Here is a 15,453-nt window from a genome sequence, read left to right as displayed (position 1 = left end):
TGTGCGTTCAGCTGCGGGGCTTCTCAAGGTCGGCACGGAGGGTCACCTTGTGGATGGTGCCGTCCGGCTCCTGAATGGAGGTGTTGGCCAGCTGTGCGCGCAGGCTGGCCTTCATATCATCGATGTACTCGCGGCGCAGGGCCTGCTGCTCTGCCTTTTCGGCCTCGGTCAGGCCGGTGGTCTTGCTCTTTTTTGCCAGCTCGTTGATGCGGGCGATCTTTTCCTGTGTCATGGGGCCTCCTGTATTTTCAAGCAGAATATGTTATAATAAGAAAATAAACCCTCTCAGTCATTGCTATGCAATGCCAGCTCTCCCGAAGGGGCGAGCTTTTTAAGGAATTTTCTCAATCAGTATAGCAAAGGATGATAAAAATGGCAACTCAATTGAATTTTGCACAGCAGATGGATGCCGTGCTCAAGGAGCTGGGCGGCACCCGTCCGCGCCTGCTGCTGCACGCCTGCTGCGGGCCCTGTTCCAGCGCCGTGCTGGAACAGCTGTGCCAGTATTTTGAGATCACGGTGCTTTACTATAACCCCAACACCTGGCCTGCGGAAGAATACCACCGCCGCGGCGAGGAACTGAAGAAATTCGTGGCGGCAGCCCATCCTCTGGGTGTGACCGTGGTGGAGGACCACTACGACCCGCAGGAGTTCTACTCCGCCGTCACCGGCCTTGAAAACGAGCCGGAGCGGGGCAGTCGGTGCACGGTCTGCTACCGGCTGCGGATGCGCCGGGCGGCACAGTACGCCAGTGAAAACGGCTTTGACTGGTTCACCACCACGCTGTCCATCAGCCCCCACAAGGACGCCAAGCGTATCAACGCCATCGGGCAGGAGCTGGAGGCAGAATTTGGGGTCAAGCATCTGCCCTCAGACTTCAAAAAGCACAACGGCTACCTGCGCAGCCTGCAGCTTTCGGAGGAATACGGCCTGTACCGGCAGGACTACTGCGGGTGCGAGTTCAGCGCAAAAGCACGTGGCATTGAGAAATAACCCTCTCAGTCATTGCTGCGCAATGCCAGCTCCCCCGAGAAGGGAGCTTTTTCTACTTCCCAACGGTTATTTTCTTTACTGAAAAGAGAATACCAAACGGTTTTAGCGCATAAAGCTCCCCCCCCCTTCGGGGGAGCTGGCGCGATAGCGCCTGAGAGGGTTTATTCCTCCGGCAATCTAGCTACCAGCAGGGTGAAAATAATCAGCCCCACACAGGGCACGATATTGGACGCCATACCGGCGGCAAGGCCCGCCTTTTCGGCCACGATGCCGATGATCCACGGCATGAGGATGGCACCGCTGGACGCCGCCGGCAGCATGATGCCCATGCTGGTAACGCTGGTCATGCGGCCTGCACTGGCGACCGCAGTGGGGTTCAGACCTGCCATCGAGAATGCAAATGCAAACAGCAGCACAATGGCCATGCCCTGCGTGTCGGCCCGCACCAGCAGCACATAGAAGAAGGTGCACAGCACGCTCATGCCCACCATGGCCTTACGCGGGTTCCTGAACGGGAACACGAACGCAATGAGCAGGCGTGCCACCAATGTGGCACCCCACATCACCGTGACGGTGTAGGCCGCCAGCGAACCAGCAATGATGCCGCTGCCCTTAAAATAGGTCACCATCCAGCCGGTAACGCTCTGCTCCGCCGCGTTCTGGCAGAACAAAAGGCCGGTCAGCAGCCAGAAGCGCGGCGCGTGCAGAAAGCTCCAGTCGATGACCTCTTTCGTCCGGGCTGTTTTCTGACTCCCGCCGCCCAGCGGAGTAAATCCATACACCAGCCAGAGCATCAGGCCCAGCACTGCCAGCAGGAATACTGCCAGCGCGGTGCTCACCCTTGCCGCCGCTGCAATGAGGAAAGGGCACAGCAGCGCACCGCAGGCGTAGCAGCTGTGCATCAGGTTCATGCCCCGGGTGCGGTTGGCCGAGTTATCGCTGACCAGAATGGTGCAGGTGTTCATGACGCTGCCCTTGGCGATGCCCACCAGAAAAAACGCCAGCGCCAGCACCGCCACGGCACCCGTCAGGCCCATCAGGCTGTAGCCCACCGCGTAGCCGATGGTCAGCAGCAGCACGCTGCGTTTCATGCCCAGCGCACCGGGCAGCACGCCCACCAGAAACCCGGCGATCAGGTTGCCGATGCTCATGAGCGAGAGCAGGGTTCCGGTCATGCCGTAGGCAAAGCCGTACTCTTCCTGCAAAAGGCTGACCACAACGCCCGCACTGATGGCGCAGATGCCGCTGAAGAAGAAGGTAAGAAAGCCTGTATTCCGCAGGCGTGCAGACTGTTGTTCCATAATCGTCCTCTTTCTGTGAAAATATCCTCCTTCTATTTAACCATAATTCCGCCTCATTGCAACCGGATTTTCTTACAAAAAGTTGCAAAAAGCCCGCCGGGGCATGGACGATTTAAAATGCCCTCCGCGTTGCTCTGGGCATAATTCAAGGAAATATTACTCTGGATTTCGGTAGAACGGAACGCCTGCGGGCGTTCCGTTCTACCATTTTCACAAGAAAGGTCGCAGAGATGAGATGCATTTTCCCGTCACAGCCCCTCTCGTGAAAAAAGCGTTTGGAGCGCTCCGCAGAGCTTGTCGGGGCAACACCCCTCCATCTGCTTACGCAGACCGCTCTGCCGCTTAAAAGCCCCACTGGGGCTTTCATTGCTGCGCAAATGCGGTCACTCCAAACGCGAAATTAAAAATGATTTTTCCGCTGAAGATGCCCAGAGCAACGCGGAGGGCATTTCCAATCATTTTCTATGCAAAAAGCCCGCCGGGCATCGCTGCACGGCGGGCTTTGGTTTTTACAGTTTACTCTGCCTTGGTCTCGGGCTTTGCCTCAGCCTTAGCTTCCGGCTTTGCTGCGGGGGCAGCAGCGGGAGCGGCGGGCTTCACCACCGGCTTCGGGGGATTGGGGTCATCCTTCAGCGGGAAGAGGATGATGTGCTTGGGGCACTTCTGGGCACACATGCCGCAGCCCTTGCACTTGTCATAGTCGATGCGGGCCACGCCGTCCACCACGTGGATAGCGTCAAACTTACAGGTGCGCTCGCACATACCGCAGGCAATGCAGGAGGTGGTGCAGGCCTTCATGGCCACAGGACCCTTGTCCTTGTTGGAGCACATGACCACCGGCTTGCGCGGGCCGCCCACGTCGATCATAATGACCTGCTTGGGGCAGATGTTTGCGCAGGCACCGCAGCCGGTGCACTTGTCCTTGTCCACCTTGGCAACACCGTCCACAATGTGGATGGCATCGAACTTACACACCTTGGTGCAGTCGCCCAGACCAACGCAGGCAAAGGAGCAGGTCTTGGGGCCGCCGTACAGCGCAGCAGCGGCTGCACAGGTCTGGATGCCCTTGTAATCGTAAGCAGGCTTGCAGTGCTCGGAATTGCCCTGGCACTGGACAACCGCCTTCTTTTCCACGGCGCTAGCCGTGCCGCCCATGATCTTGGCAATGGCAGCGGCAGCCTTGGGGCCGCCGGGTGCGCACTTGTCGCAGGGCACGCCGTCCATGACCACAGCCTTTGCGTAGTCCGCACAGCCTGCGTAGCCGCAGCCGCCGCAGTTTGCACCGGCAAGGCAGTTGGTAACTTCTTCAATGCGGGGGTCTTCCTCCACCGCCATGAACTTGGCCGCTGCGACCAGAACGATCGCGCCGACTGCGCCCACGATGGTACACAGGATAACAGCAGATACAATATTCATAATCCTGTTCCTCCCTTACAGCGTGACATTGAACAGGTTTTCGACGATACCGCCGAAGCCCATGAAGGACAGGCTGGTGATTGCTGCTGCGATCAGGGTGATGGGCAGGCCCTTGAAGGGTGCCGGGGGATCGCAGGCTTCCACGCGCTTGCGCACGCCGCTGAACATGACCATGGCCAGCATGAAGCCGCAGCCTGCGCCGATGGCACAGACCAGAGCCTCAATGTAAGCAACACCGAAGCCCATAGCAGCCACATCTGCGCCGTAGTCGCCCACGACCAGAATGGTGACAGCCAGAACACAGCAGTTGGTGGTGATCAGGGGCAGGTAAACGCCCAGAGAGTTATACAGTGCAACCACGTACTTCTTGAGGAAGATCTCGATGAACTGCACCAGAACAGCAATGACCAGAATGAACACGATGGTCTGCAGGTAGCTCAAACCAGCCGGGTCCAGAATGAAGATCTGGATGGGGAAGGTAACGGCCGTTGCCATGAACATGACGAAGATGACAGCGCCGGACATACCAACCGCAGAATCCAGCTTTTTGGAAACGCCCAGGAACGGGCAGATACCGTAGAACTTCACCAGCACGTAGTTGTTGACCAGGATCATGCTGAAGAAGATCGCAGCGAGTTTTACTAACATCTTATTCTGCCTCCTTCTTCAGGTTATCAAGGTCGCAGCAGCTCTTGCGCTCGATGCGGGCGTCCAGCTTGCCTTCCAGCCACACACAGCCGGCCATCAACAGGCCAAAGCAGAAGAATGCGCCGGGAGCCTGCGTCATGATGGAGACCTTGGCAACGCTTTCCGGGATCACCTGGAAGCCCAGCCAGGTGCCGCTGCCCAGGATCTCACGGATGGAGGCCATCAGGGTAGCGGTGAGGGTGTAGCCAACGCCCATGCCCACGCCGTCCAGTGCGGAGTCCACGATGCTGTTCTTGCAGGCGAACATCTCGGCACGGCCCAGAATGATACAGTTGACAACGATCAGGGGCAGGAACACGCCCAGAGCGTTGTACAGGCTTTCCATGTAAGCCTGCATGAACATCTGAACGATGGTCACGAAGCTTGCGATAATGACGATGTAGCAGGGCAGATGCACCTTGCCGGGGATCACCTTGCGCAGCAGGGAGATCATGATATTGGAGCACACCAGCACGAAGGTGAAGGCGGCACCCATGCCCAGAGCGCTGGAAACTGCGGTGGTAACTGCCAGAATGGAGCAGGTACCCAGAACCAGACGCAGAACGGGGTTTTCTTTGATAATGCCGTTGGTAAGGATGCTTACCTTGGACTTATTTTCTTGTGCCATTTCTTACCAACCTCCTTTACGCCAGCTCGTTGTAGCAGTTGACACAGTCATTGATGGCAGCAAACAGAGCGGTGGACGAAATGGTTGCGCCGCTGTAGGCATCGTAATCCTGATTCATCACAATGTTCTGGGTACCATCCATGCCATCGAACTGCGCCAGGAAGTCGTCACTGCTCACGTTGGAGCCGATGCCCTTGGTCTGGGTAGAAGCGTCCACCCAGATGCCGGTCTCGGCACCATTGGCATCAAAGCCCATGATAACGGTCAGGATACCGCCGTCAAAGCCCTTTTCCTCGGCCTTGATTGCAGTGCTGCCGTCCGGAGTCTTGACCACGCCGGTGATGCCGGCGGTGGTGTAATCGGTCACTTCTTCCAGCTCGCTGGCGTCCGAAACGGAGGGCAGCACGCCGACATAAGCGGCCAGAGTGGTGCGCTTGGTGTTCTCGGCAATGACCGGGGCGGTCATGCCGTTCACCAGTGCCAGCAGCAGGCTGGCGATCAGGGAGATAACACTCAGCACAACGATGGGCTTGATGGTGCTCTCCCAGTTGGAAGACTTACTCATTTGCCAGCACCCTCCTTTGCTTTCTTTGCAGGCTTGATGTAGCCATACGGGGTCTGACGGGTCAGATCGTTGATGTAGGGAACCCACAGGTTCATGAACAGCAGTGCGAAGGACACGCCCTCGGTGTAGCTGCCCCAGTAACGGATGGCAAAGGTGACGATGCCCAGTGCCACGCCGTACACCAGCTTGCCCTTCAGGGTGAAGGGGCTGGTAACGTAGTCGGTAGCCATGAACACGGCACCGAACAGCAGGCCGCCGCTCAGCACGGCAACCAGAGCCTCGTGCACGCTGTGGGTAGCAATGAGGTAGAACACGAACATGCTGCCGACGTAAGAAGCCGGGATGGCGATGCTGATGGTCTTGGTGGCCACCAGATAGACAAGGCCCAGCACGATGGCCAGTGCGCAGGTCTCGCCCAGCACACCGCCGTGGATGCCCATGAACAGATCCAGCAGGCTCAGCTTGGACTTATCGGCCACAGCCAGCGGGGTAGCGCTGGACAGCTGATCCACCGCTGCATCCGGGAACACCCACTTGTTCATGGAACCGGCAAAGCTGATGAACAGCACGATACGGCCCACCAGAGCGGGGTTGGCAAAGTTCATGCCGATGCCGCCAAACAGCTGCTTGACGATGACGATGGCCACCAGATCACCGATGATGAGCTGGCCGATGGGCATGCCCACGGGCACGTTCATGGCCAGAATGATGCCGGTGACGACGGCGGACAGGTCGCTGATGGGGTTGGGCTTCTTGAGCAGCTTGCAGTACAGCCACTCAAAGGCCACGCAGGCCACCACGGACACGGCTGTTACCAGCAGTGCACGCACGCCAAAAATGATGGCAGAGGCCACCACGCAGGGGCACAGGGCGACGATCACGTTGGCCATCAGGCTCTGGGTGGTCTCTTCGCTGCGCACATGCGGGGAAGCCGAAACAATAAGCTTCGTATCCATTACTTATTGCCTCCTTTTTTGATTTCACCAAGGTAGAACGCCTTTGCCAGACTCATCATCTGGGTAACAGGGCGCTTTGCCGGGCAGACGAACGAGCAGCTGCCGCAGTTGAAGCAGTAGTCTGCATGCAGCTTGCCCAGCTCCTGCACATCGCGTGCAGCGTAAGCCTGATTGACCTCCACAGGCTCCAGACCCATGGGGCAGTACTCCACGCAGCGGCCGCAGCGGATGCAGGGATTCACCGGTGCAGGCTCTGCAGCGGCCTTGCTCAGGAAGATCAGGCCGGAGGTGGTCTTGGTGGTGGGGTAGTTCAGGTTCTCCACAGCGGGGCCCATCATGGCACCGCCGGCAACCACCTTGCCCAGCTCGCCCTTGACGCCCGCAAAATCGATGATGTCCTGATAGGCAGTGCCCACGGGGACAACGATGTTCTGGGGCTTTGCGCAGGCGTCGCCGTCCACGGTGATGGTGCGCTCGACCACCGGCATACCGGTAGCCAGATACTTGCCAAGGGTGGAGACGCTGGTCACGTTCATGACGATAGCGCCGGCATCTGCGGGCAGACCGCCGTGGGGCACTTCGCGGCCCAGACACTTTTCAATGAGGATCAGCTCTGCGCCGGTGCCGTAGACACTGGGCAGGGGCTTGACCTCGATGGTGCTGTCGCCATTGGTCTTTTTGCACAGCAGGTCGATGCACTCGGGCTTGTTGTTCTCAATGCCGATGACGCACTTCGGGATGCCGGTGTACTGCAGCACGGCCTTGATGCCGCGGATGATATCATCGCTGCAGTTCAGCATCTCCTGCGTATCGCTGGTCAGCCACACTTCACACTCGGAAGCGTTGATCAGCAGGGTATCCACCTGCTGCTTGGGCTGCAGCTTTACGTCGGTCGGGAAACCTGCGCCGCCCAGACCGACCAGACCGCACTCACGCACAGCCTTGAGGAAGCTGGCCTTATCGGTCACTTCCGGTGCCTTGACAGCCGGGTCCACGGTCTGTTTGCCATCGGTCTTGATAACGACAGAGTCGCACATGCGGCCATTGGACAGACGGAAGGGCTCCACCGCGGCAACCGTGCCGGAAACGCTGGAGTGAATGTTTGCAGAGACGAAGCCGCCAGCCTCGCCGATCTTAGTGCCAACGAACACTTCGTCGCCCTTTTTGACCAGAGCTTTGGCGGGAGCGCCGATATGCTGGCTCATGAGGATGCGTACCTGCGCGGGCAGAGGCATCGGGATCGGTTTGCTTGCAGCAGTTGCCTTGTCATGCGGCGTATGCGCGCCAAGCGCCGCACGTTTCAGCTTGTTCAACATGGAATTCAAATCCCCCATTCTGCTTGAATTGCCGCCCCCACGCCCATGCAGGCGCACTGGTACAGGGACAGCAGCTGCTTAACACACTTATTGTATCATTTTGGCGTGGGAAGTCAACGACAATGGCGCAAAAATGATGGATTTTCCTGAACTTTCTTTTCATTTTTTCGTAGTTATATACAACTAACCACCGTATTTTTCTTCCTGCATCCGGTGTTTGCCTTTGTATGCGGATTATGTTATACTAAAGGCAACCAAAAACTGCGGAACGTCCCCCGCTCCGCGCCAGACTTACCAAGGAGGCTTGAAACGATGAAGGTTCTCAAAGCACTGCTCGCCGTCCTCACTGCTCTGGCGGTGGCCCTGACCGCCGCGCTGCTGTTCATTCAGGATAAGAACGCACCCCGTTATATCCAGATCTACGAGAACGAGCAGTAACCCCGCGTCCTGCACAAAAGCATCCCCCAGCCTGAGCGGCACGCCGCTGCCCGGGCTGGGGGATTTGTGGTTTTTTGTGGAAATAATCGGCGCAAAAACTCCCGGCACGCGGAAGGGGTTTTCCATGTGCCGGGAGTTTTACTTAACAGTTTATTCCTTTGGCAAAAAATCAGAACATGACCATAACAACATAGGTCTTGTCACCGAGTTTGCCGCTTGCAAAGCCAACCTTGACATCCTTCGTATCGTTTTTCTTAGCCCCACTGTTAACAATAGCCTGATTAGGCTTCAAATGAATCTGATTGTTCCCATCATAACTAGGCGTCAGGCTCTCCATCATCATCGCATACTTATACTGATTGCCAAAGTTGCTCACAAGGTTCGGGTTCTCAACAAAGGACACAAAGCAGCACTTGTCCTTCAGGCCAGTTGCCTTTGCCACAGCAGCCTCAGCGGTCAGCCAGCCGGTGATCTGGCGGTTCGATACAGCCTTCTGCTGATCGGCAGTAAGCTTACCATATTCGGTCTGTGCATTTGCCAGCAGCACCTGAGCTGCGTTGTCCAGCTCTGTCGTATTTTCAACAGTAGCCCCTGTGCCATACACGCTGTCTTTCAGCATGTTGGTCAGTTCGGTCTTGTAAGCAGCACCAACCTCTGCTTTACCGCAGCCCACCATAGACAGGGCCAGAACAGCTGCCAGAGCGGCTGCTGCCAGTTTCTTGAACAGTTTCATTTTGCATTTCCTCCTGATTATCAGAGTTTTTTCACACCCAAGCGGAACCCCTCCGGCTTGGATGAGTTAAGTTTACCCCCCCCCGTACCCTTTTGTCAATTCGCGGATGCCACAAAAAATGACATGTATTTTTTGCAGTCCCGCGTGATAGCCAACTAGAGTGGTTTTATGTTTTTTCATGGCATACAAAAAACACCGCCGGGTCTCCCTCAGCGGTGTTTTCAGAATTCTTATTTATTTCTGGGCCCTTGCAGCAGGATAATACATCCGGTATAATGTCGTGTATTTTTTGCAGTAAAGCGCACCATCGAAAACGCGGCAGCGCCCTGCCGGAGGGAAAGCCCGGCAGGGCGCTGCACTTGGAGAACTTATGAGGAAAGCAAAAATGCTGAGGTCAGCTGTTTTCAGCAGGGATCTCGGTAATGCGCAGGTAGACGATCGACATCTTGCCGTCCTTCACGGCAATGCCCACGCTGTTGCAGCGGTAATCCACCAAGCCCGCAATCATAGTATCGGTATAGCGTTTGTTCAAACTATAGTTGGTTTCTTCCAGATCGCTGGTCCACACAGCATCGGGACCAGAAAACTTGCTCAGGCTGGATGCTTCAGCGGTATCCTGTGCATTGGAAATGCGCAGGCCCTGCTGGGCCAGAGCGGCTTTCAGCTCGTTAAATGCTTTGGTCTTATCGCCGCCGTTCAGATATGCTTCTGCCAGTGCTGAAGCTTCTTTGCTGTAGGCCGGGGCGGAAACGAAGTTCATCTTTGCGGTTTTCTGCTCGATCACTTCATATACAGCCTGCACGGCCGGGTCTTCCGGGCGGGGACTGGTAGGCACAGGGCCGTTCACACTGCCGCCAGAACAGCCAGCCAGCATCCCTACCGCCAGCACACCGGCCAGCATTGCGGACATCAGTTTTTTAAACAGTTTCATCGTTTTTTCCTCCTGTCCGGTTTATTCCTGTGCAGCTGCATCCGGGAAACGGACATACACGGTGCACTCGTACTTTACTTCTTCCTTGGTATCGGCATTCGTCAGGGTGACGATTGCAATACCCACACGGTTTGCACCCTTCTGGATGATCGTGTTCTTCATGCTATTGACGGAGAGCGGAGCTTTGGCTGCAGTGTCATAAGGGTTCAACTCATACACCAGATACTCTGCACCATCCATCAGAGCAGACACATCCATTTTAGCCTTGTTGATCACAGCAGCAGACGGTTGCGTGGTGTAGTACCGGTGAATCACAGCCGCCTTGGCAATCTCCTGCGCGATGGGTTCCAGTTCAGCACAGTAAACCGGCGTCTTTACATTATATTTTTTACAGGTTTCCGAGACGCCCTGATACAGTGCCAGAGCTTCGGCGTCATTGGGCAGCGGAGTGTTCGGGGCAGCCGGTGCGCCGCTGCATCCGGCCAGCATCCCCATCGCCAGCACACCAGCCAGCAGAGCAGTCATCAGGCGCTTGAACAATTTCATAACAAAATTCTCCTTCCATCGTTGAATGTTTCGGAGCGGATGTTCTCCGACTCCCTTCCTGCTTTTATTGTACCCTCCCCCGGAGATTTTTCCATGGAAGAACTTTTGTTTGATCTGCTCTTTTTTCACGGTTTTTCAGTGAAAAATATCTTTTCTTTTTTGGCACCTGCACTTTCTTTTCGGATACTTTTTTGAATGCATTTTTGTACTCAAATCCCTGATTTTTTCAACAAAAAAACACCGCCGGGTCTCCCTCAGCGGTGTTTTTAAACAAAATATTCCTTTTAGTAATCTTTTTCGCAGCCCAGCAGGTATTTCATGTGCTCAAAGGTGCGGTCATGCCCAAGGTCGCGCACCATCTTCAGCAGCTCTTCCAGCAGGGCGCGGGTCTCCGGATGGAGCAGGTAGTGGGTCTTGCTGCGCTCGTAGTATTCCCACGGGGAAGCATCCGTGTACCTGTCGCCCAGATAGATCTGGCTGGCGGCCACGCGGTCGCACACCATTTCGCACACATAGCGCAGGGGCATCTTCATGCCGGCAAGGCCCGCCTTCCGGGTGCTGTAGTCGATCCAGTATTCCAGATGGTGCTTGTTGCGGCCCTTGTGGTGCAGCCACGCGGAGGAGTAGCCCCGCGCCGCGCGCTCGGCCTCGTTGGGGCTGTGGTCGCCCTGATAGTAGATGCAGCCCGGAATGAACTCGGTAGGGCTGTACTTGCTCAGGTCGTGGGCAAGGCCCTGCTCATAGAGCCCGCAGGCAAAGCAGTATTTCATCACCAGCAGCTTGTGCCGGGTGATGGTCTCAAAATGGCCTTTGATGTTCATGCTGTTATTTCCTCCACTGCACCGTGATGCGTCCCTCTTTCAGCCCGCGCAGATCATTGCTTTCGGAAAAATCCTCCCGGTCCATGGTCAGGTTGGGGTTATAGTAGGGGTCGTGCAGGATGTTCGCCTTGCCGTGCACGGCATACAGCCGCTGCTGCTCGGCGGCAAAGCGCCGGGCCTTCACCGGGTCTTTTTCGTCGCCGCCGCGGCTCTTGCTTTCGTAATGGGTCAGCCGGGCGTAGGGTGTCCATGCAATGCGGTACCCTGCATCCCGCACCCGCAGGCAGAAGTCCACATCGTTGAAGGCCACCGCAAAGGCTTCGTCCAGACCGCCCACTTCGTCCCATACGCTGGTCTTTACCAGCAGGCAGGCACCGGTGACGGCGGAAAAGTCCTGCACCGTGGCAGCGCGGAACATGTAGCCGCTGCCGCCTGCCTTGCGGTATTTGTGGCTGTGGCCCGCGTAGCCGCCAAGGCCGGTCACGACGCCCGCATGCTGCAACGTCTCGTCCGGGTAAAGCAGCTCCGCGCCGCAGATGACCGCGCCGCCGGGGTGGGCGCACTGCCGCAGCAGCTCGGTGAGCCAGTCGGCATTGCGCACCTCCACGTCGTTGTTCAGCAGCAGCAGGTAATCCCCGCTGGCGTACTGTCGGCCAAAGTTGTTGATGCCGGAGAAGTTGAAGCCCTTCTGCGGGTAGTTGACCACCTGCAGGCCGTCGTAGCGCTGCCGGGCTTCCTTATAATAGGTAAAGGTGGCCGGGTCGGTGGAGTTGTTCTCGATGACGATGACCTCAAAGTTCTCCCAGCCGGTTTTGGTCCAGATGCTGTGCAGGCACTTTTCCAAATCCTCGGTGTGGTCCTTATTGGGAATGAGGATGCTCACCTTCGGTTCGCCCACAATGTCCCACTTCACCCGGTAGGTGCTGGGGAACAGGCCGTCCTCCACGGTGCCGGTGCGTCCGGTGCGGGCCAGATGGTCGGCCAGCGCCTTTTTTGCCGCCGCCGCCACATAGGGCTTGGCGTCCGCGCCGCCGGAGGTGGAGCCTGCGTGCACCCGCCAGTAGTACAGCACCTGCGGCACATGGGCCGCGCCGCCGGTCTTTTCGGCAAGGCGCAGGAACAGGTCGTGGTCCTGACTGCCGTCGCACTCCGGGCGCTCGCCGCCAATGGCGTCCCACAGGGCTTTCCGGAACACCGCCAGATGGCAGATGTAGTTGCAGCACAGCAGGTAGTCCGGGGCGTAGTCCGGCTTGAAGTGGGCCACCATGGGCCGCTGGATGCTCTTGGTGAACAGTGCCTCGTCGCTGTACAGAAAGCCGTCCGGCTCGCCGCGCTGCCGCAGCTGCAGAATGGCTTTACCCATGGTGTACAGGGCGTGGGGTGCAAGGATGTCATCGTGGTCGGCAAGGGCCAGATATTCCCCTGCGGCAAGCTCTGCCGCAGCGTTGGTGTTGGCCGCGATGCCCTTGTTTTCGATCTTTTTGTATACGATACGTTGATATTTTGCCTGATATTCCTCTGCGATGCGCTTCACATCGGCATGTTCTGCATCGGAAGCATCCGCAAGGCAGAGCTGACCGTTGGGGGACGTCTGGTTCACAAAGGAATCCAGAAATTCCCGCAGGTATTTTTCCGGTGTGTTATACAGCGGGGTCAGGATGCTGATGGTGGGCAGGCCGCAGTCTGCCGCCGTTTTGCCGGCCATTTCTGCTTTTTGGGCTTCCAGCACCTTTTTTGCGGGCAGATAGCGGGCACGCTTGCCAAAGCAGCGGCGCTTGACAAAGCCCGCGCCCCGTTTGAGCATGGTGGGCAGGCCCTCGTCCCTCGTCAGCTGCACCGCATAGCCTGCCAGCTCTCGGGCTCGTTTCAGTCGTACATTCATATCAGGCCTCGCCGCGCTGCGTTGCCTTGTAGGCTGCGCAGACCGTTGCCGTATCGCCGTTCATTTTCAGGTGGCCGTGGCTCAGCCATGCCACCTTGCTGCACATGCGCTCGATCTGCTCGATGGAGTGGGACACCAGAATGACCGTGGTGCCGCCTGCCATCAGCTCCTGCATCCGCTTTTCGCACTTCTGCTGGAACAGGAAATCGCCCACCGAAAGCACCTCGTCCGCAATGAGGATATCGGGCTTGGTGATGGTGGCAATGGCAAAGCCGATGCGGGCCACCATGCCGGAGGAGTAGTTCTTCAGCGGCACATCCAGAAAGTTCTGCAGCTCGCTGAACTCCACGATCTCATCAAATTTTTCGTCCAGATACTTGGGCGAGAAGCCCAGCACCGTGCCGTTGAGGTAGATGTTCTCGCGGGCGGTCAGGTCCATATCAAAGCCCGCGCCCAGCTCGATGAGCGGGGCGATGGAGCCGCGGACCGTCACCTTGCCCTTGCTGGGCTTGTACACGCCCGCAATGGTCTTGAGCAGGGTGGATTTGCCCGAGCCGTTCAGGCCCACAAGGCCGTAGAAATCGCCGGGCATGATGTCCAGACTCACGTCCTTGAGGGCGTAAAATTCGTCGTACTGCAGGCGGCCCTGCACCATGGCAAGGAAGTATTCCTTCAGGCTCTCATGCTTTTCCTTGGAGAGGTTGAAGCACATGGAAACATTGTCCACTTTGATGATCGGTTCCATTGTTCTTCCTCCTTAAATATGCAGCACAAAGCGGTCCTGCGTTTTGCGGAACACCCACACGCCCACCAGCATGGAGAGCACGGCGCAGCAGCCGCACACCGCGAACATGTTGAAATCCAGCGGGATGCCCCACATCACGGTACGGCGGAAGCCTGTGATGTACCAGTACATGGGGTTCAGCTTGATGATCTGCTGCATGTTGAACCCGCCGATGGAAAAGGTCATCTGGGTGGGATCGTAGAAGATGGCGGAAAAATACAGCAATGCGGTGATGAACACGCTCCAGATGTGCATGATATCCCGGAAGAACACGGTGGCCGCTGCCAGAAGCAGGCCCACGCCCAGACTGAAGAAGAACAGCGTCACCAGCGGGTAGACCGCCTCGATGAGGGTCAGGTGGAAGGGTGCACCGGTGAAGATCATCACCAGCAGCAGTGCCACAAAGCTGAACACGCAGTTCACCATGGCAAAGCAGCACTTTTCCAGCGGGAAGATATACTTGGGGATATACACCTTTTTGAGCAGGGGCGCTGCGCCCAGCACGCTGCTCATGCCGGTGGAGGTGGCCTCGTTGAAGAAGTTGAACAGCAGCTGGCCGCACATCAGGAACACGGCAAAGTTGTCGATGCCGCTGCCCCGCATGTCCATCAGACTGCTGAACACGGCCCAGTACACAAGGCACATGAGCAGCGGGTTCAGAACGCTCCACACCACGCCCAGCACGCTGCGGCGGTATTTGAGCTTGAAGTCACGGCTGACCAGATTCCACAGCAGGTAGCGGTAGCACCAGAAGCCGTTCCACATTGCTTTGAATTTTGCCACAGGCGATCACCACTTTTCAAAATATTCAAACTTCTGTGCAGCAAAGGGCTCGTGCAGCTTGTCCTTTGCGCTGGTCTTGTGCTCACAGCCGCAGTCCGGCCACTGCACGTTCACGGTGGGGTCATCGTAGGGGATGCCGCCCTCGCTGGTGGGGTCGTAGACATCGGTGCACTTGTAGCAGAACTCTGCCACATCGCTCAGCACCAGAAAACCGTGTGCAAAGCCCTCCGGGATATAGAACATCTTCTTGTTCTCCTCGGACAGGGTCACGCCCACCCACTTGCCGAAGGTGGCGCTGTGGGGGCGGCAGTCCACGGCCACGTCGAACACCTCGCCCTTGGTCACACGCACCAGCTTGCCCTGCGTGTGGTTCTTCTGGAAGTGCAGGCCGCGCAGCACACCGCGGGTGGAGCGGCTCTGGTTGTCCTGCACGAACTCCTTATCGATGCCGGCTTCGGCAAACTGATCCTTCTGGTAGGTCTCCATAAAGTAGCCGCGGTCGTCGCCGAACACCTGCGGCTCGATGACCACAACACCGGGGATCTCGGTCTGAGTAAACGTAAACTTGCCCATAGTTTTGTACCTCTCTTTTTGTAAAGCGATTTTGGAAGCGGTCTTTTTCGCGGTGTTCGTCCGCATAAAAGCCGCTTCTCATTTTTATCTGGAAAAGTCT

Annotated in this window: 18 protein-coding genes; 2 read left to right on the top strand and 16 right to left on the bottom strand. The window is 57.3% G+C overall.

What is annotated here, in order from left to right; translation table 11 throughout:
* Positions 1–7: 7 nt before the first annotated feature.
* A complete protein-coding gene (locus tag ACKXF9_RS04345) occupies positions 8–232 on the bottom strand; it encodes a DUF896 domain-containing protein (protein ID WP_154260758.1) in 225 nt (74 codons plus the stop codon).
* 131 nt (positions 233–363) lie between these two features.
* On the opposite strand from ACKXF9_RS04345, the gene ACKXF9_RS04340 reads away from it, so the two are divergent.
* Positions 364–993: an epoxyqueuosine reductase QueH gene (locus ACKXF9_RS04340; RefSeq protein ID WP_348584484.1), complete on the top strand. Its 630-nt coding sequence runs from the start codon at positions 364–366 to the stop codon at positions 991–993.
* A 161-nt stretch (positions 994–1,154) separates the two neighbouring features.
* Here ACKXF9_RS04340 and ACKXF9_RS04335 read toward each other — a convergent pair whose 3' ends face one another.
* The 7 genes from ACKXF9_RS04335 to rsxC form a co-directional block, all read right to left on the bottom strand.
* The gene (locus ACKXF9_RS04335) at positions 1,155–2,294 is read right to left on the bottom strand and encodes an MFS transporter (protein WP_418265407.1); all 1,140 of its coding nucleotides are present in this window, start codon (positions 2,292–2,294) and stop codon (positions 1,155–1,157) included.
* A gap of 516 nt (positions 2,295–2,810) precedes the next feature.
* Positions 2,811–3,710 carry an RnfABCDGE type electron transport complex subunit B gene (locus ACKXF9_RS04330; protein WP_249237934.1) on the bottom strand — a complete coding sequence of 300 codons (900 nt, stop codon included), beginning with the start codon at positions 3,708–3,710 and terminating at the stop codon, positions 2,811–2,813.
* A gap of 15 nt (positions 3,711–3,725) precedes the next feature.
* Positions 3,726–4,358, bottom strand: coding sequence for an electron transport complex protein RnfA (locus ACKXF9_RS04325; protein ID WP_005943888.1), 633 nt, complete (start codon positions 4,356–4,358; stop codon positions 3,726–3,728).
* A 1-nt stretch (position 4,359) separates the two neighbouring features.
* Positions 4,360–5,025 (bottom strand): electron transport complex subunit RsxE, encoded by a 666-nt coding sequence (gene rsxE, locus ACKXF9_RS04320; RefSeq protein ID WP_005943886.1) that lies wholly within the window; start codon positions 5,023–5,025, stop codon positions 4,360–4,362.
* Positions 5,026–5,041: 16 nt separating this feature from the next.
* The gene (locus tag ACKXF9_RS04315) at positions 5,042–5,590 is read right to left on the bottom strand and encodes an FMN-binding protein (protein WP_249237933.1); all 549 of its coding nucleotides are present in this window, start codon (positions 5,588–5,590) and stop codon (positions 5,042–5,044) included.
* Complete coding sequence (locus ACKXF9_RS04310) at positions 5,587–6,546, bottom strand: RnfABCDGE type electron transport complex subunit D (protein ID WP_418265406.1); 960 nt, start codon at positions 6,544–6,546, stop codon at positions 5,587–5,589. Before ACKXF9_RS04310 ends, ACKXF9_RS04315 begins: the two co-directional genes overlap by 4 nt.
* On the bottom strand, positions 6,546–7,862 hold the full coding sequence (gene rsxC / locus ACKXF9_RS04305) for an electron transport complex subunit RsxC (protein WP_418265405.1): 1,317 nt from the start codon (positions 7,860–7,862) through the stop codon (positions 6,546–6,548). The genes ACKXF9_RS04310 and rsxC overlap by 1 nt, the downstream gene beginning before the upstream one ends.
* A gap of 312 nt (positions 7,863–8,174) precedes the next feature.
* Between rsxC and ACKXF9_RS04300 the strand changes: the two genes are divergently transcribed.
* Positions 8,175–8,300 (top strand): hypothetical protein, encoded by a 126-nt coding sequence (locus ACKXF9_RS04300; RefSeq protein ID WP_005943878.1) that lies wholly within the window; start codon positions 8,175–8,177, stop codon positions 8,298–8,300.
* A 169-nt stretch (positions 8,301–8,469) separates the two neighbouring features.
* Here the strand turns inward: ACKXF9_RS04300 and ACKXF9_RS04295 are convergent, their stop codons facing one another.
* The 8 genes from ACKXF9_RS04295 to rfbC all read right to left on the bottom strand — a co-directional run bounded on the left by ACKXF9_RS04295 (position 8,470) and on the right by rfbC (position 15,353).
* Positions 8,470–9,033: a hypothetical protein gene (locus ACKXF9_RS04295; protein ID WP_418265404.1), complete on the bottom strand. Its 564-nt coding sequence runs from the start codon at positions 9,031–9,033 to the stop codon at positions 8,470–8,472.
* A 394-nt stretch (positions 9,034–9,427) separates the two neighbouring features.
* Positions 9,428–9,964 (bottom strand): hypothetical protein, encoded by a 537-nt coding sequence (locus ACKXF9_RS04290; RefSeq protein ID WP_249235442.1) that lies wholly within the window; start codon positions 9,962–9,964, stop codon positions 9,428–9,430.
* A 21-nt stretch (positions 9,965–9,985) separates the two neighbouring features.
* On the bottom strand, positions 9,986–10,510 hold the full coding sequence (locus ACKXF9_RS04285; protein WP_249235441.1) for a hypothetical protein: 525 nt from the start codon (positions 10,508–10,510) through the stop codon (positions 9,986–9,988).
* A gap of 284 nt (positions 10,511–10,794) precedes the next feature.
* Positions 10,795–11,331, bottom strand: a complete 537-nt coding sequence (locus ACKXF9_RS04280; protein WP_249235440.1) for a DUF5662 family protein — start codon at positions 11,329–11,331, stop codon at positions 10,795–10,797.
* Positions 11,332–11,335: 4 nt separating this feature from the next.
* Positions 11,336–13,213 carry a glycosyltransferase family 2 protein gene (locus ACKXF9_RS04275; protein WP_418265403.1) on the bottom strand — a complete coding sequence of 626 codons (1,878 nt, stop codon included), beginning with the start codon at positions 13,211–13,213 and terminating at the stop codon, positions 11,336–11,338.
* Between the two features lies 1 nt (position 13,214).
* Positions 13,215–13,958 (bottom strand): ABC transporter ATP-binding protein, encoded by a 744-nt coding sequence (locus tag ACKXF9_RS04270; RefSeq protein ID WP_005943870.1) that lies wholly within the window; start codon positions 13,956–13,958, stop codon positions 13,215–13,217.
* A gap of 12 nt (positions 13,959–13,970) precedes the next feature.
* Complete coding sequence (locus tag ACKXF9_RS04265; RefSeq protein ID WP_223388262.1) at positions 13,971–14,780, bottom strand: ABC transporter permease; 810 nt, start codon at positions 14,778–14,780, stop codon at positions 13,971–13,973.
* A 6-nt stretch (positions 14,781–14,786) separates the two neighbouring features.
* Entirely contained in the window at positions 14,787–15,353 is a 567-nt protein-coding gene (rfbC, locus tag ACKXF9_RS04260) for a dTDP-4-dehydrorhamnose 3,5-epimerase (protein WP_044953950.1), read from the bottom strand.
* Positions 15,354–15,453 lie beyond the last annotated feature (100 nt).

The sequence above is a fragment of the Faecalibacterium sp. 9 genome (assembly GCF_048320955.1).
In the GTDB taxonomy this organism is placed as follows: domain Bacteria; phylum Bacillota; class Clostridia; order Oscillospirales; family Ruminococcaceae; genus Faecalibacterium; species Faecalibacterium wellingii.
This window is presented reverse-complemented; position numbering and strand designations above follow the sequence as displayed.

Coding starts and splice junctions, on each gene's coding strand:
- ACKXF9_RS04345 (WP_154260758.1), bottom strand. CDS start 232: ATGACACAGGAAAAGATCGCCCGCATCAACGAGCTGGCAAAAAAGAGC.
- ACKXF9_RS04340 (WP_348584484.1), top strand. CDS start 364: ATGATAAAAATGGCAACTCAATTGAATTTTGCACAGCAGATGGATGCC.
- ACKXF9_RS04335 (WP_418265407.1), bottom strand. CDS start 2,294: ATGGAACAACAGTCTGCACGCCTGCGGAATACAGGCTTTCTTACCTTC.
- ACKXF9_RS04330 (WP_249237934.1), bottom strand. CDS start 3,710: ATGAATATTGTATCTGCTGTTATCCTGTGTACCATCGTGGGCGCAGTC.
- ACKXF9_RS04325 (WP_005943888.1), bottom strand. CDS start 4,358: ATGTTAGTAAAACTCGCTGCGATCTTCTTCAGCATGATCCTGGTCAAC.
- rsxE (WP_005943886.1), bottom strand. CDS start 5,025: ATGGCACAAGAAAATAAGTCCAAGGTAAGCATCCTTACCAACGGCATT.
- ACKXF9_RS04315 (WP_249237933.1), bottom strand. CDS start 5,590: ATGAGTAAGTCTTCCAACTGGGAGAGCACCATCAAGCCCATCGTTGTG.
- ACKXF9_RS04310 (WP_418265406.1), bottom strand. CDS start 6,546: ATGGATACGAAGCTTATTGTTTCGGCTTCCCCGCATGTGCGCAGCGAA.
- rsxC (WP_418265405.1), bottom strand. CDS start 7,862: ATGTTGAACAAGCTGAAACGTGCGGCGCTTGGCGCGCATACGCCGCAT.
- ACKXF9_RS04300 (WP_005943878.1), top strand. CDS start 8,175: ATGAAGGTTCTCAAAGCACTGCTCGCCGTCCTCACTGCTCTGGCGGTG.
- ACKXF9_RS04295 (WP_418265404.1), bottom strand. CDS start 9,033: ATGAAACTGTTCAAGAAACTGGCAGCAGCCGCTCTGGCAGCTGTTCTG.
- ACKXF9_RS04290 (WP_249235442.1), bottom strand. CDS start 9,964: ATGAAACTGTTTAAAAAACTGATGTCCGCAATGCTGGCCGGTGTGCTG.
- ACKXF9_RS04285 (WP_249235441.1), bottom strand. CDS start 10,510: ATGAAATTGTTCAAGCGCCTGATGACTGCTCTGCTGGCTGGTGTGCTG.
- ACKXF9_RS04280 (WP_249235440.1), bottom strand. CDS start 11,331: ATGAACATCAAAGGCCATTTTGAGACCATCACCCGGCACAAGCTGCTG.
- ACKXF9_RS04275 (WP_418265403.1), bottom strand. CDS start 13,213: ATGAATGTACGACTGAAACGAGCCCGAGAGCTGGCAGGCTATGCGGTG.
- ACKXF9_RS04270 (WP_005943870.1), bottom strand. CDS start 13,958: ATGGAACCGATCATCAAAGTGGACAATGTTTCCATGTGCTTCAACCTC.
- rfbC (WP_044953950.1), bottom strand. CDS start 15,353: ATGGGCAAGTTTACGTTTACTCAGACCGAGATCCCCGGTGTTGTGGTC.